Source organism: Psychrosphaera saromensis (assembly GCF_002954545.1).
Classification (GTDB): Bacteria; Pseudomonadota; Gammaproteobacteria; order Enterobacterales; family Alteromonadaceae; genus Psychrosphaera; species Psychrosphaera saromensis.
In genome coordinates, this window is record NZ_MSCH01000003.1 from 3,460,264 (window position 1) to 3,473,468 (window position 13,205).

The window sequence follows — 13,205 nt, forward strand, 5'->3', positions numbered from 1 at the left end:
GTAGTTTTACGACTAAGATAAACCGCTAATAAAAATATCTTGGTTATGAGCCTCTGATTGCGGGGTTAACAATAGACAAGTTAGTCACAATACAGTTAAAATTGCCTATCGCTGATGGCTAAGATGTATTTTTAATTAAAGATTTGCGCCAGTATCAAACATTTATTCTATATTATTGAAGAATATAGCTTTTAAGGCACTTTAATTGAATACCCTTTTTACATCGCAACTCACTTACGTCTCTGTCATTATTTTATTATGCTTGATAGCCTCTGGTTTTTACTTTTTAAGTCCACTTAAAAAAGTGAAACACAATATCCGCTCTGAAAGATATCTATCTCTTTTCTACTTAATCTCAGCAGCATCCTTTACCGCATTTATTTTTTCGTTATATCAGACAAATGCATTTTCGACCTTTATGAACGACTTTTTATATATACTGGCGGTTGTCTATTTAAAATCAGCCTTTATAAGTCGCCATAGCGATAAGTCAGCAAATATACTATTAGATAAAATCTCATTATCGTTACTTGTGCTTACCATTGGTGTTAACCAGTATTTATTCTACTTTATTGATAGCTCGCAACTTGCCCGAGTGTTTATTTTAAACATCTCTATCATTCTAATTACTTTATCTATTATTAAACATGTACCGCTTGATAAAAACAGGCCGTCATTTGGTGAGAAGCTAGCCACCTTAGCGCTTAAGTTGTCTATCCTATTAATAAGCATGTTATTCGTTACATTATCATTCACGTCTGACCCGTTTAATTTTCTTTCTGCGTTAACCGTTGTGGTTGCGGTAAACACCCTATTGCTATTTGGCTCTACGCTAACTATGTTCTTGTCAGAAATATCAGACATGTACCACAAAGAGTCCAGTGTCGACTTTTTAACTGGGTTATTAAACAGACGTCAGTTTTACGACAGTTCAGAAACCATCATTAATTTGGCAAAACGACAGAATTTTGAAATATCATTAATGATGTGTGACCTGGATAACTTTAAATTTATTAACGATACGTTCGGCCATGATGTAGGCGACCAGGTTATTAAAGACTGTGCATCTATTATTAAAGACGCAACTAGAGACACGGACATTACCGCTAGATTCGGTGGTGAAGAATTTTGTTTAGTCTTACCTTATACCGACATAAAAGGTGCAGGTGAGTTAGCGGAGCGCATTAGAAGCAGAATATCTGAGTCATTATTGAAAACTCATATATGTGACGTTAGGTATACTGCCAGCTTTGGCTTATCGACATTGAACTTAGAGCAACCGTTAAACACAGCGATTATCGAGTCTGATGTCGCCCTTTACTATGCCAAAGAAGCTGGTAGAAATCGCGTTATTCAATATTCTACCGACATGAAGTTGGATAATTAAAACAGCGTTTGCCAAATAGCCAGTACTTGGTCTCGGCTTTCGGTTATCTCTTTAAGTTCCGACAATTTCTCATCGCCATTTAACGACGCTGTGTGATAAAGGCGTCGATATAAAATATACGCATCCACCAGCTCTTTATTATCAGACTCTGAAATTAAATTAAGTTTAGAGGCTTGTTGTAAAATTCTTATATTATCTGGTAACTCAGCAAGTTCAGGATATTGATTACTTTTCGACAAGACTAAAAGCTGACTAATAAATTCGATATCAGCAATCCCCCCTCTTGACTGTTTTAAGTCAAAAAAACCTTCTTTTTCTTTATTTAAATTATCAAACATTTTAATTCGCATCGACGCGATTTCTTGTTTAAGTAAATCAGCATCTCTTTGCTTGGTTAAAATATTATGACGAATTTGATTAAATCTTTGGCCTAAATGTTCATCTCCGAGAATAAAGCGAGAACGTACTAACGCTTGATGCTCCCAGGTCCAGGCTTCGGTCTGTTGATACTCGGCAAAGGTTTCAATATTAATCGCTAATAAGCCAGATGCACCAGATGGACGTAAACGAGTATCGATTTCATATAACTCGCCCGATAAAGTGCGAGTGGTAAAAATATGCATAACTCGCTGTGACAGTTTTAAATAAAACTGCCTAGAATCAATTGGCTTTTTACCGTCTGTTGGCTGTGAGCTATCACAGTTATGCACAAACACGATATCCAAGTCCGAGCCATAACCAAGCTCATAACCACCTAATTTGCCATAACCAATAACACCAAAGTTTTTGTTCTCAAATGTGCTGCCAACCGGATAACCATATTTAGCAACCATTTGCCCCCATGCAATTTCAACCGAAAAATGTAAACAAACACTGGCTAATTCAGTTAAGTGATCGCTTACTTGCATCAGGTTCATAACACCTTGAACGTCACAAGCGGCGATGGCTAATTGCGTTGATAGTTTAAATTGGCGCAACACTTCCATTTGCAGTTCTAAGTCGTCTGGTTCAACACGTAATAGGTTACGTCTTAAGTCAGAATAATAACTGCTTAGTTCTGCCGGAGAATAAAGTAGTTTAGGGTCAATTAGTAAGTCGAGGAGTAATGGGAACTTGGTTAATTCTGTTCCTATAAAATGGCAAGACGTAACGAGTTTCACCAGTTGCGTTCTGGCACCTTGGTTTTCATCTAACAATTCTAAATAGGTGGTTCTGGATGCAATCTTCTTAACCAGATTAAATACCGCAGTCGCTTGCTGTAATTCTATATTTTGCGACTCGCATTCGGCAAATAACAAAGGCATTAACAAGTCCAGCTTATCTTGGCCACGACTGCCACTGACCGAGTTTGCTAAGTCTTTTCTCAATTGCTTAACAAGTAGTATATCGGGTTCATCGTCAGACTTTTCATCGCTGTGAAGCCAAATATCACGCCACTTACTAATTAAATGATCTTCTTGCTGATCAGAGTCCTGCGGTGTTTCACCAATAACATTGATAAAGATATGATTTATCTTTTGGCTATGCAGTTTAAATGCATCCAAAAATGCCGACCAAGAGTCCAATTGAAATAACGTGATTAACGTGAGTTGCTTTAATTCATCCTGTGGCAAGGTTTGAGTTTGCTCATCGGCAAAGGCTTGTAAGTACTGTTCACATTGGCGTAACCACAAATAACTGGTTTTAAGCTGCTCAGATTCTTCTACCGTAAAAACAGATAACGCGACTAGCTCAGGTAAGGTTTTTAATAGGCTTTGTTTTTGTAACTGTGCATCTTTGCCACCACGTAACATTTGCAACGCTTGGACGATAAATTCAGCTTCCCTAATTCCGCCCTCGCCCAATTTAATATTAAGCTTTAGGTTTCTACGTTTCACTTCTTGCTGAATTTGCAGCTTCATCTTTCTAAGTGCATCTATCACGCTGTAATCAATATAGCGACGATAGACAAAAGGTTTTAACACTTGCAATAATAATTGCTGCTGTGTCTGCTCAGTTTCTGTAATTGCAGAACTTAAGCCTAAAGGTCTAGCCTTTAATAATGCATAACGCTCCCACTCACGACCTTGATCTTGATAATAGTCTTCAAGTGCATCAAAGCTACTCACTAAAGGGCCACTGTCGCCAAACGGACGTAAACGCATGTCGACTCTAAATACTCGGCCATCGGCGGTAACAGAGTCGAGCAGTTGAATTATTTTTTGAGCCATTTTGGTGAAGTAAATTTGGAAATCTTCGCTGCGACGACCTGTGCTGGTTTCGCCTTTTTCAGCATAACCAAAAATCAGATCAATATCGGAAGAGAAGTTGAGTTCACCTCCGCCTAATTTCCCCATACCTAGAGCAATTAAAGATATTTCATTGCCCTGCGGATCAAGAGCTAACCCGGAACGAGCTGACATTTGTAGCTTCACCCACTCTCTCACTAACAGATAAAACTGGTCTGCCAGATTAGATAGGTTGGTCATTGTGGATTCAATAGTTTGTAACTTAAGAAAGTCTCTGGCGGCGTACACGGCCATAACAAAATGACGAAAGCTTCTGAGTTTTTGTAGAAAGCTCACTTCATCTAGCTGTAAAGACGCTTGGTCTATAAAAGCAATCTCAGCTAATAACTCGCTCTGGTTATTCAGCGTTAGAAAGTACTCAGCGACATTTTGATAACGTTGACAGGTTTGAAAGATAAAGTCGCTTAAGCCAAATAAGGTTAATGCAACCTGCTCGCCTACCTGGCTAGTTTTAACATCTGGCCATTTTTCTAATACGCTTTGTAGGCGTAATTCAGCTTGCGACGCTAACTCTTGTGGCAACATATCCGTTACTTCCATCATCTAAATCAATCGTTAAATTAACCCCAATGGGATCTGCATTTTACCAATATGGTTTAAGTTTAGTTGTGGCAATGACCGACGCATCCAAAGCCATTTGTAAGCTTTGTTGTTTTGATTGCAACCACTTAATCGCCGCTTTTTCGTCAGTATCGTTTTTAGTATTGGCTAACAATATCTGCTCTGATTTTTGCAATAAAATGGTTTCTTCAAAACCAACCATTAGATTTAATAAATGACTACGAAAGTGTTTACGTTCTTCACAAACAAATAATCCGTCAACACAAATACCGGTTAACAACACTCTTGTTAACGGTACAAACGTTGATTCTATCCCTGATGTATCAGCCTGTTTAGGTAACGCTGACAATGCCTCTTTTAAGGTAAGCCAATAATAATCCAACCAAGTCTCAGACACTTCAGCCATAGGAATAGTTAATTGATTTAACGCATCCAGAGGCATTTCATTACGCCACTGCTTTTTATTGATCCACTGAATAAACCCTAAGAACAAATGGTTATATTCTGTTGAGCTAAATTTACTGAGGGATTTTGCAATTTTATCGTCCGGCATTTTTATAGACGCTAATGTAGAACGTAAATATTCACTTTTATCAATGTCTTTTCGATACGGACTTTTTCGTCCGGTCAGTTGTTCTAACTGATAAAATGCTTCAATCCAGCTGTGGTCGCCGCGGCATTGCTTAAATAGCTCTATGTACCTTTGGCACTGGCTATTGGGTAAATACTTAGAAAACAATTGTAAAATATGAATGATCAGCGAGAAACCATCGAGCACTCGACGTAACGACTTTAATGTTTTCATCTGAGCAAACACAACTTCATGATGCTGAATAAAGTTTATTGCGTAAGTGAGTAATTGAACAAAGGCTGGTTCTATCTGGCAATCGCCAGCAAATTTACTTGGTTCCAGGTTTTTACTTTCTAGCGCGGTATCTTGCGCTAACATGTAGCCTCTAGCGGCTTTACTTAGGTAACCCAACTTAGCGTTTACTTTTGTGGTTAAATAGGTGGCGATTTCAATCAGATCGGCAACATCACCACTGACAATTTCTAATTCGAATTCTGAAATCTCTTGCTGACGCATCTCGCCTTTTTGATTAGCTTCTACATATCCTTTGTCTAGGACACATTCAACCACGGCACCATTGGCCGTTGTAATTAACCATATTTGTCTAACAAAATTAGTTTCGAATATTTTGGTTAACCGAGATTGAACGTCTTGGGCTGAAAAGCCTGATGGCCAAATAGATGAAGAGAATAAAGTTAAATCAGCAAACACAGACTGAGTATTGGTATTTTTTAACGCTTCTGTGTATTCAGGTCGTTGTTGTAACCCACCAATATCTTTACCCGCTAACTTAATAGTCTGTTCCATGCTGCAACTACCGCTGTCGGTTTCGCTACGGCGCGTTCGTAAACCAAAATCCCACTGACGTAATGTATTGTCAGGCGTATCGTAATAGGCGTTTGATAATGTAAGAGTAGGCTTATGATCAATCTGATATTGGCTATCGTCTAACGCTTTAGATAATAATGAGCTATCGTTGCTTGATACTAAAAACTTTAATTCAATTTCCATTTAAGTGGCTTTGTCTTTTGGTGGGAAAAGTTAACTTAGATGCAGGTTACCTAACCATTACACTAAACTCAATATTTTCCAAAACTCTCATCTGCAGTTACCAATCAACTTCCCCCACAAACACCTTAATAACTGTTGGATAAACAACCTCTGAACAATAAGTACTTGAACTCCCCTGCGTAAAAACCTAACATCAAGCATAGATAAATTTTGTCGAATAAAATATAAGAACACTTTCCATGGAAAATAAAAGAATAAAGCTAACTATCGCCATGCTACTTTGTGGTTTAACGCTATCAAACTCTGTATTTGCCGAGCCAGAAGTAGAACCAACAAATCCTGCTGCTAAAGTGGTAAACGCTGATGAAAATGCAGAAGCGACAACAACACCAGTAACAGAAGTTGCTCCTGTTGCAGCCGTGGTAGAGAAAAAGAGCCCAATTGTTGAAGTACAACCGTACCAAATGTATGTATCTGATGAACTATTTGTATTCCTTCATTCAGGCAGCAGCAGCCGTTACCGTATTATTGGCCGCGTTGCAGCTAGCGAAAAAGTTACAGTTATCACAAAAAATGTGAATACAGGTTGGTTTGAGATAAAACTAAGTGATAATAAAACAGGTTGGATTGATTCAACGTTGTTAGTAGATACCGCTGGTGTTAAAGCTAAATTAGCGACCGCCAATGCTACGATTAAAGACTTAAACGTTAGAATATCTAAACTAGGTACGGTATCGACTGATGATTTAAAAGTTTTAGAAAATGAAATAGCAGAGTTAACTAATACTAATGCAGCATTATCTAAGCAATTGTCAACGGCGACGACTGAAAATGAAACATTACGTGCTTCTGTTGAACAAATAGATGAAACAAAACGTATTTTAGCTAAGTTGTATGATGTTGGTGCGGTATTACTTGGTGTGTTTGTTGGTTGGTTATTAACGCGTCGTAATAAACAAAAACAGTGGAGCTAAGTTTCTCTTAGTACTGTGTTGTTTTAAAAAAATATCCAAATAACAAAAAAGCTCAGTTTATACTGAGCTTTTTTATTATCTAATTATCTACTTTATTCATCGAGTTGAGGCTGGGTATATATCTCAACTTTATTCCTACCTGACATTTTCGCTTTATATAATGCCGAGTCTGTAACTTCTATCCAATTCTGATGTGAATTCAATTCACCAGTAAATTCAGCAATCCCCAAACTTATCGTAAATTGGAATTCAAACTCATTATAAGAAACAACAGATTCTTCAACCATAATCCTTAAACGTTCTGCAAATATGTAGGCTTCTTTGGCTGTGGTTTCCGTTAGAATAACGCCATACTCTTCGCCGCCATAACGTCCACCAATATCAGTTTCTCTTAAATTCTTCTTCAATATTTTAGCCAGATGTAAAATAGCTTCATCACCACCGGCATGACCGTATGCATCATTCACTTTTTTAAAGTGGTCAATATCAAATATTAATAAACTACTTACACCATGATTACGGCGTTGACGTAAAAATTCTTTTTGTAAACACTCTTCCCAATAACCACGATTATTTAAGTTAGTTAACCTGTCGGTTTGGCTTAATCGTTGTAATTCGTTATTCGCTTCTTGTAACTCTATTTTTGAAATAGCGACATCGGTCACATCATAAATAATGATACATAAATGAGTTACATCACCCGTGATATTAGTCAGCGGTATGAAGGTTGCGTTTTGATACATAAATGGAGCAACACTAGTTATAGGGCGATAATTTTTAAATTTAAAAATATGCGCGTGTTGTTCCCAAATGGTAAATGCTCTATTTTTTAATACAAAAACAGGGTCTATTTTTTGTAATAACCATTCTTTGTCCAACATAGGAAAGGCATCAAATAATACTTTATCCCTTACTTCATAAGGTAATAAACCACTATGGTTTTCCATAAAGCCATTCCAGACCTGAATTTTGTAATCTCGGTCTAATACAACCAATCCAACATCTACGGATTGGAACATATCCATCATCCAATGGATTTCTGATATCTCTACTGTCGCTTTTTCACTCATAATTAAACATCAAATAAAAAGTTAAGTTTGTTTTTTAACGTTGGTATTGAATCTTCAGTGATTAACAATAACAAGTCGCAATGAATATCGTAGTCTTCAATACCGTAACTGATCTCTACGGTTAATGATTTTTTCCAATGAGTTGAGTTGCTATAAATTAAGTCAGATACATTACAATGCTGGCCCAATACAACTGGGTGGCCTTGGCTAAAGTTAAGATCTAATTGCTCAGAAAGTCCCTTTAACACTGAACCTATAAGAATATTAGAAATATCCATTAAGAGTTCAAGTTCAACACCATCATCAATTTTTTTGTTGTAATTTAATAAGCGAGCTATATCAACAAAGCTGGAGTCATTAAGGATTAATAATGCTTCACCAGCAACGCCGCCACTAATAAAGCCTTGGCACACACCAGAGGTGGAGTCACTACTTTCAACGGAATGCAATGCCATTGAAAGTTCACTTACTTCTAATAAGTTAACATTTGGGATTGGCAATTTAACAAACACTTTTAAAACGCTCGCCAACAAGCTACCAGCCTGACCTATTGCAACATTGGTTATCTCTTGCAATATGTCACGGGTTTCAGGGTCTAATAACTCTTCAACTTCTGGGGCTAATGCTTCAAGCTTACTGGGCTCAGTAATACCGTGCTTGTTTAATAGTTCTTGAAGTTTATTCTTATCAATTGGTTTTTTAATGAAGTCTAATGCGCCTAATGCTTTTACACGAGCATGGGCTTCAGCTTGAATATCACCTGAGACGACAATAGTCGTCACGGGTATGTTTTCAGTCTTGAGTCTTTCTAGTACTCCATAACCGTCTAGCACAGGCATATTTAAGTCTAAAAATAAAATCGTTGGCTTATGCTGATGGATCTTATCCATGCCATCTTCGCCATTGTTGGCAAAGATCACTTCAATGTCCCAATCCTCAGGGAGAGAACGAGCCATCTGTTTGCGTGCCAAATTTGAATCGTCACATATTATTACTGGAATTTGCATACCGCTTTTATCGACCGTAATTGGATTGAGTTGAATTATATTTAATTATAAATTACTTCACCCGAAGGTATATTTATTATTGCTTTCAAAACTATAGCACTTAGTAGACAATACGCCCTATTCTTTGAAAGAAAAATATAGGCTCTATTTTCAACTATGAAATATTCAATACTAATACTACTAACTTTTTTAAGTACGTTTTCAAATGCTTATGATATTCAAAAAGGTCTTCCGGTGCACTTTGATCTTGTTAAAGCCGGTGATAAACCCGTTGCTTTATTAGGCACTCAGGTAAACCTGGGACAATCAGCACCAAACTTTAAAGTGGTTGATAATAAATTCAGTGTTAAAACATTAGCTGACTTTGCCGGTAAACCTTTACTGATAAGCGTAGTATCAAGCTTAGATACGGGTATTTGCAGCATACAAACAAAACGATTTAATGATGAGTTTGCAAACTTGCCACAAGATATCGTGATGTTAACCATAAGTACCGACTTACCATTTGCACAAAAACGTTTTTGCCAAACGGAAAATATAGATAAGATGCAAACCTTGTCTGATTCAGTATGGCGTGACTTTGGTATGAATTATGGTTTGTTAATTAAAGATATGGGGTTATTAGCCCGCGCTATATTTGTGATTTCGCCTGAAGGCAACATAGCTTATAAAGAAATAGTGAATCGATTATCAGGTCAGCCTGATTACGATGCAGCTTTGGCCGCGATTAACGCAGTGTCAGAACAAACTGAGCCAACTGATGTTGAAGAGCCTACAGCTAAAAAATAAATAACAACTTAGCTGGTTATCATGGTTATGAAACCGGAAGTATTTACTTCCGGTTTTTTTATTTGAGCTTAACAATTAAATAGCTTGGTCGTTTTCTTCGCCCGTTCTAATTCTTATAACTCTTTCAATGTTTTCTACGAAAATCTTACCATCGCCGATTTTTCCAGTTTGAGCTGTCGCTAAAATACTTTCTACAACTTGCTCCAATAATTCATCAGTGATGATCAATTCCAATTTAACTTTTGGTAAGAAATCCACCATATACTCAGCACCACGATAAAGTTCTGTGTGTCCCTTTTGGCGTCCAAACCCTTTCACCTCAGTCACTGTCATACCCGTAATGCCTAATTCAGATAAGGATTCTCTTACATCATCCAGTTTAAATGGTTTGATAATAGCGGTTACTTTTTTCATATTTCCCTCACTAAACTTAGTGCTAGTTCAATTATTAATTTTGGAATAGAATAACCACTCTAGATTAACAATAGAAGTGTTAAGTTTATGAATGCAGAACAAATAATAAAAGAAATGCGAGTTCAACCAAGTATTAACGTGGAACAAGAGGTGTCCAGACGTGTTGAGTTCATAAAATCAAGATTAACCAATTCAAATTTAACTTCTTTAGTTCTAGGTATTAGTGGCGGTATCGATTCAACCACATGTGGAAAGTTAGCTCAATTAGCCATAGATGAACTGAATAAAGAGCATAACACCGACAAGTATTCATTTGCTGCCGTCAGATTGCCTTATAACGTTCAAGCTGACGAAGACGAAGCGCAACTAGCCGTTGATTTTATAAAGCCAACTCATGCTTTAACGGTTAATGTGAAAGACGGGGTAGAAGGTATACATCAGCAGGTTATTGGTTGTCTTCCTGACTCGTTAAAGTCAACACTTGCAGATACTAGTATCGACTTTGTTAAAGGCAACGTAAAAGCTCGTATGCGTATGGTTGCTCAATATGAAGTGGCAGGCCTACTTAACGGTTTAGTACTCGGTACAGACCACTCAGCTGAGAACATCACTGGCTTTTTCACTAAGTTTGGCGATGGTGCTTGCGACTTAATTCCATTATTTGGTTTAAATAAAAGACAAGTTCGCTCACTTGCTAGTTATTTAGGTGCACCACAAGTTTTAGTGACTAAAGCCCCAACGGCGGATCTTGAAGAACTTTCCCCTGGTTTGGAAGATGAACACGCATTGGGTCTAACCTATGACCAAATTGATGACTTCCTAGAAGGTAAAGATATTGGCCAAGAAGCGAGTGACAAACTAGTTGGTATATTTAACCGTACTCAACACAAGCGTGAAGCAATTCCGAGCATCTACGACTAATTAGCTCTGGCTGATTAAGATCTATAAACACAAAAAAGCGAGTCATCAATGACTCGCTTTTTTATTTTTTTAATTTATTCAACCTAATTCACGTTAGGCAAAAACACTCTTCACATCATTTAACGCTTCAATAAACTCATCATTTCCTAAGAAATCTAAGTCAGGCAAAATGCCTTTTTTAATATATACCGATAACAATTCATTCTTGTCTGCGTTCTTACCAATCACATCCGTATAAATTGCCCCGATACGAACAAAGTCGATATAACTAACTTGTTCCGTTTGAAACTCTAAATCATTCCAATTTTCTGTCACTTCAACAAATTCACCGGTAAATTCCCAAGAACGCATAATCGCGCCACCAAGCTTACCTGCCATACGTTGGATTGCCACATCTAAAAATCTAGGGTTAGCAAATACTTCTTCATGGCGCTCCGCTTCAATCAAAATTGGTAACACGCCAATACTGTGTACAAGTGCCACTAACGTTAAGGTGTCGATATTTAGTGATGTACGTTTATTCTCTTTCAACCAAATTTGTAACGTCGCCATAGCAACACAAGCGACATTGACTGTTTTTTGCCATGACTCATTCATGTATTCACGGACTAACTCATTTTTTGAAACAAACAATTGTTCCATTGCGATAGCGGTCGCAATATTTTTAATCTGGCGTAAGCCAATACGAGTCACTGCTTGGTTAAGAGTTTCAACTTTTACTGAACGTCCCATAAATGCACTATTGGCAACTCTAACCATACGAGCTGAAAGCGCAGGATCTTGGCCGATAACATGCGCCATCGCGGTTAAATTAACGTCTGGATCATCAGCAGTTTCACGAATTTTAATGGCTATTTCTGGCAAGGTTGGTAATACGATAGAATCATTCTTTATTTTTTCAATCAGAATGGTCAATAAGGCATTTTCTGTAGACATATGAGTTCCTTCAACTATACATTGGACATAAAGTCTTTATTTATAATAATCATTAAGCTAAATAAACTTAGCTAAACAAATGATTAAACAACAACTTTTTATTAGATTTACATCAATCTTAGTCGGGAATTCACTCAATTGTTAAATTTTATTTACTTTAAAATTCGAGAGTCTTGTGCTGACTTTAATAAACTTCGGCTATCAGCTAGGAATTCATTGGACTTACCACCAAACCATTGGGCAACTACATGAAAACTTTGCTTAAAACTTTCTTTATCATTATTTTGCAAAAGCGTAATTGCCTCATCTAGTTCTTGCCTAAATCGAATGGCAAGTTCGAGCGCATTTTTAGCACCAAAAATAATATCTGCATATAAGTTAGGATCTTGTGCGAATAAACGACCTGTCATAGCAAGCTCCAAACGATAAATAGGAGAGCTTAAACGCAACAGTTGATCCAAATCCGGCTTTTCATTTGACAAAAACTGACCGTAAACAAACGTAGTAAAATGGCGCATAGCTTGAATAAGCTCCATACTAGTGTCGTGCTCTGCAGCATCATCCACTTGTAACATAGCGCCCCAAATCTTTATTTGGTCTAACAGCCATTGGTATTGTTCAGGGAAACGCCCCTCACATACCACAAACACTTGTTTAACAAAGTTTGGTACATCTGGACCAAACATCGGGTGCAAGCCAACAACAGGGCCTGTATGTTTGTCTAACATAGCATTTAACGGTGCATGCTTAAGTGAAGTTAAATCCGCTAAAACACAGTCACTTGCTAACTCAGGAAGTTTAGCAATAACCTGTTCGGTAATTTTAATTGGTACTGTGATCAATACCAATTTAGCGTCTTTAATTTTTGAGTCGATATGTGGCCAGTCATCTTGCTCTATCACTTCCACAAGATAATTAGAACGTGTAAACATGTCACAAAAACGAGAGCCTAACGCCCCCTTTCCACCAACAATCACGACTTTACTTTTTTCTGGTAACACACAAAGATACGACACATGCTGGCTCTGATACGATTCACGCATAATCCGGCGTAATAAATCTTCAATTAAGTCAGGCTCTACATTTAATGATGCAGCTAAATCTCGGCGCTTAGAGATGAGCTCAGCTTCACGCTGAGGATCGTAAATAGGTTTCCCCACTTCCTGTTTATATTTGCCAACAGCGGTTGTGATCGCTTGTCGTTTAGCAAGTAACTCAACAAGTTGAGTATCTAACTTATCAATTTCATCTCTAAGGTTATTTAACGCCAAACCGA

The 13,205-nt window shown here is 37.5% G+C and carries 11 protein-coding genes; 4 read left to right on the top strand and 7 right to left on the bottom strand.

Annotated features, from left to right (window positions below):
* Positions 1–205 precede the first annotated feature (205 nt).
* Entirely contained in the window at positions 206–1,387 is a 1,182-nt protein-coding gene (locus BTO11_RS15645; RefSeq protein ID WP_146105506.1) for a GGDEF domain-containing protein, read from the top strand.
* Here the strand turns inward: BTO11_RS15645 and glnE are convergent.
* Together glnE and BTO11_RS15655 are read right to left on the bottom strand one after the other, a co-directional pair.
* Entirely contained in the window at positions 1,384–4,218 is a 2,835-nt protein-coding gene (gene glnE / locus BTO11_RS15650; protein ID WP_105053475.1) for a bifunctional [glutamate--ammonia ligase]-adenylyl-L-tyrosine phosphorylase/[glutamate--ammonia-ligase] adenylyltransferase, read from the bottom strand. The genes BTO11_RS15645 and glnE overlap by 4 nt on opposite strands.
* Before the next feature lie 40 nt (positions 4,219–4,258).
* Entirely contained in the window at positions 4,259–5,818 is a 1,560-nt protein-coding gene (locus BTO11_RS15655) for a CYTH domain-containing protein (protein WP_105053476.1), read from the bottom strand.
* Positions 5,819–6,057: 239 nt separating this feature from the next.
* Here BTO11_RS15655 and BTO11_RS15660 point away from each other — a divergent pair, with 239 nt between their 5' ends.
* Positions 6,058–6,792, top strand: a complete 735-nt coding sequence (locus BTO11_RS15660) for a TIGR04211 family SH3 domain-containing protein (RefSeq protein ID WP_105053477.1) — start codon at positions 6,058–6,060, stop codon at positions 6,790–6,792.
* Between the two features lie 92 nt (positions 6,793–6,884).
* On the opposite strand, the gene BTO11_RS15665 is transcribed toward BTO11_RS15660, so the two are convergent.
* On the bottom strand, positions 6,885–7,862 hold the full coding sequence (locus tag BTO11_RS15665) for a sensor domain-containing diguanylate cyclase (protein WP_105053478.1): 978 nt from the start codon (positions 7,860–7,862) through the stop codon (positions 6,885–6,887).
* 2 nt (positions 7,863–7,864) lie between these two features.
* On the bottom strand, positions 7,865–8,869 hold the full coding sequence (locus BTO11_RS15670) for a response regulator (RefSeq protein ID WP_105053479.1): 1,005 nt from the start codon (positions 8,867–8,869) through the stop codon (positions 7,865–7,867).
* A 156-nt stretch (positions 8,870–9,025) separates the two neighbouring features.
* Here BTO11_RS15670 and tpx point away from each other — a divergent pair, with 156 nt between their 5' ends.
* Positions 9,026–9,658, top strand: a complete 633-nt coding sequence (gene tpx / locus BTO11_RS15675; protein ID WP_105053480.1) for a thiol peroxidase — start codon at positions 9,026–9,028, stop codon at positions 9,656–9,658.
* A gap of 75 nt (positions 9,659–9,733) precedes the next feature.
* Here tpx and BTO11_RS15680 read toward each other — a convergent pair whose 3' ends face one another.
* Positions 9,734–10,072, bottom strand: coding sequence for a P-II family nitrogen regulator (locus BTO11_RS15680; protein ID WP_105053481.1), 339 nt, complete (start codon positions 10,070–10,072; stop codon positions 9,734–9,736).
* An 87-nt stretch (positions 10,073–10,159) separates the two neighbouring features.
* On the opposite strand from BTO11_RS15680, the gene nadE reads away from it, so the two are divergent.
* Positions 10,160–10,993 carry an ammonia-dependent NAD(+) synthetase gene (nadE, locus tag BTO11_RS15685; protein WP_105053482.1) on the top strand — a complete coding sequence of 278 codons (834 nt, stop codon included), beginning with the start codon at positions 10,160–10,162 and terminating at the stop codon, positions 10,991–10,993.
* Positions 10,994–11,086: 93 nt separating this feature from the next.
* Here the strand turns inward: nadE and BTO11_RS15690 are convergent, their stop codons facing one another.
* Positions 11,087–11,929 (bottom strand): HDOD domain-containing protein, encoded by an 843-nt coding sequence (locus BTO11_RS15690; protein ID WP_105053483.1) that lies wholly within the window; start codon positions 11,927–11,929, stop codon positions 11,087–11,089.
* A 152-nt stretch (positions 11,930–12,081) separates the two neighbouring features.
* On the bottom strand, positions 12,082–13,200 hold the full coding sequence (gene tyrA, locus BTO11_RS15695; protein ID WP_105053484.1) for a bifunctional chorismate mutase/prephenate dehydrogenase: 1,119 nt from the start codon (positions 13,198–13,200) through the stop codon (positions 12,082–12,084).
* Positions 13,201–13,205: the final 5 nt, after the last annotated feature.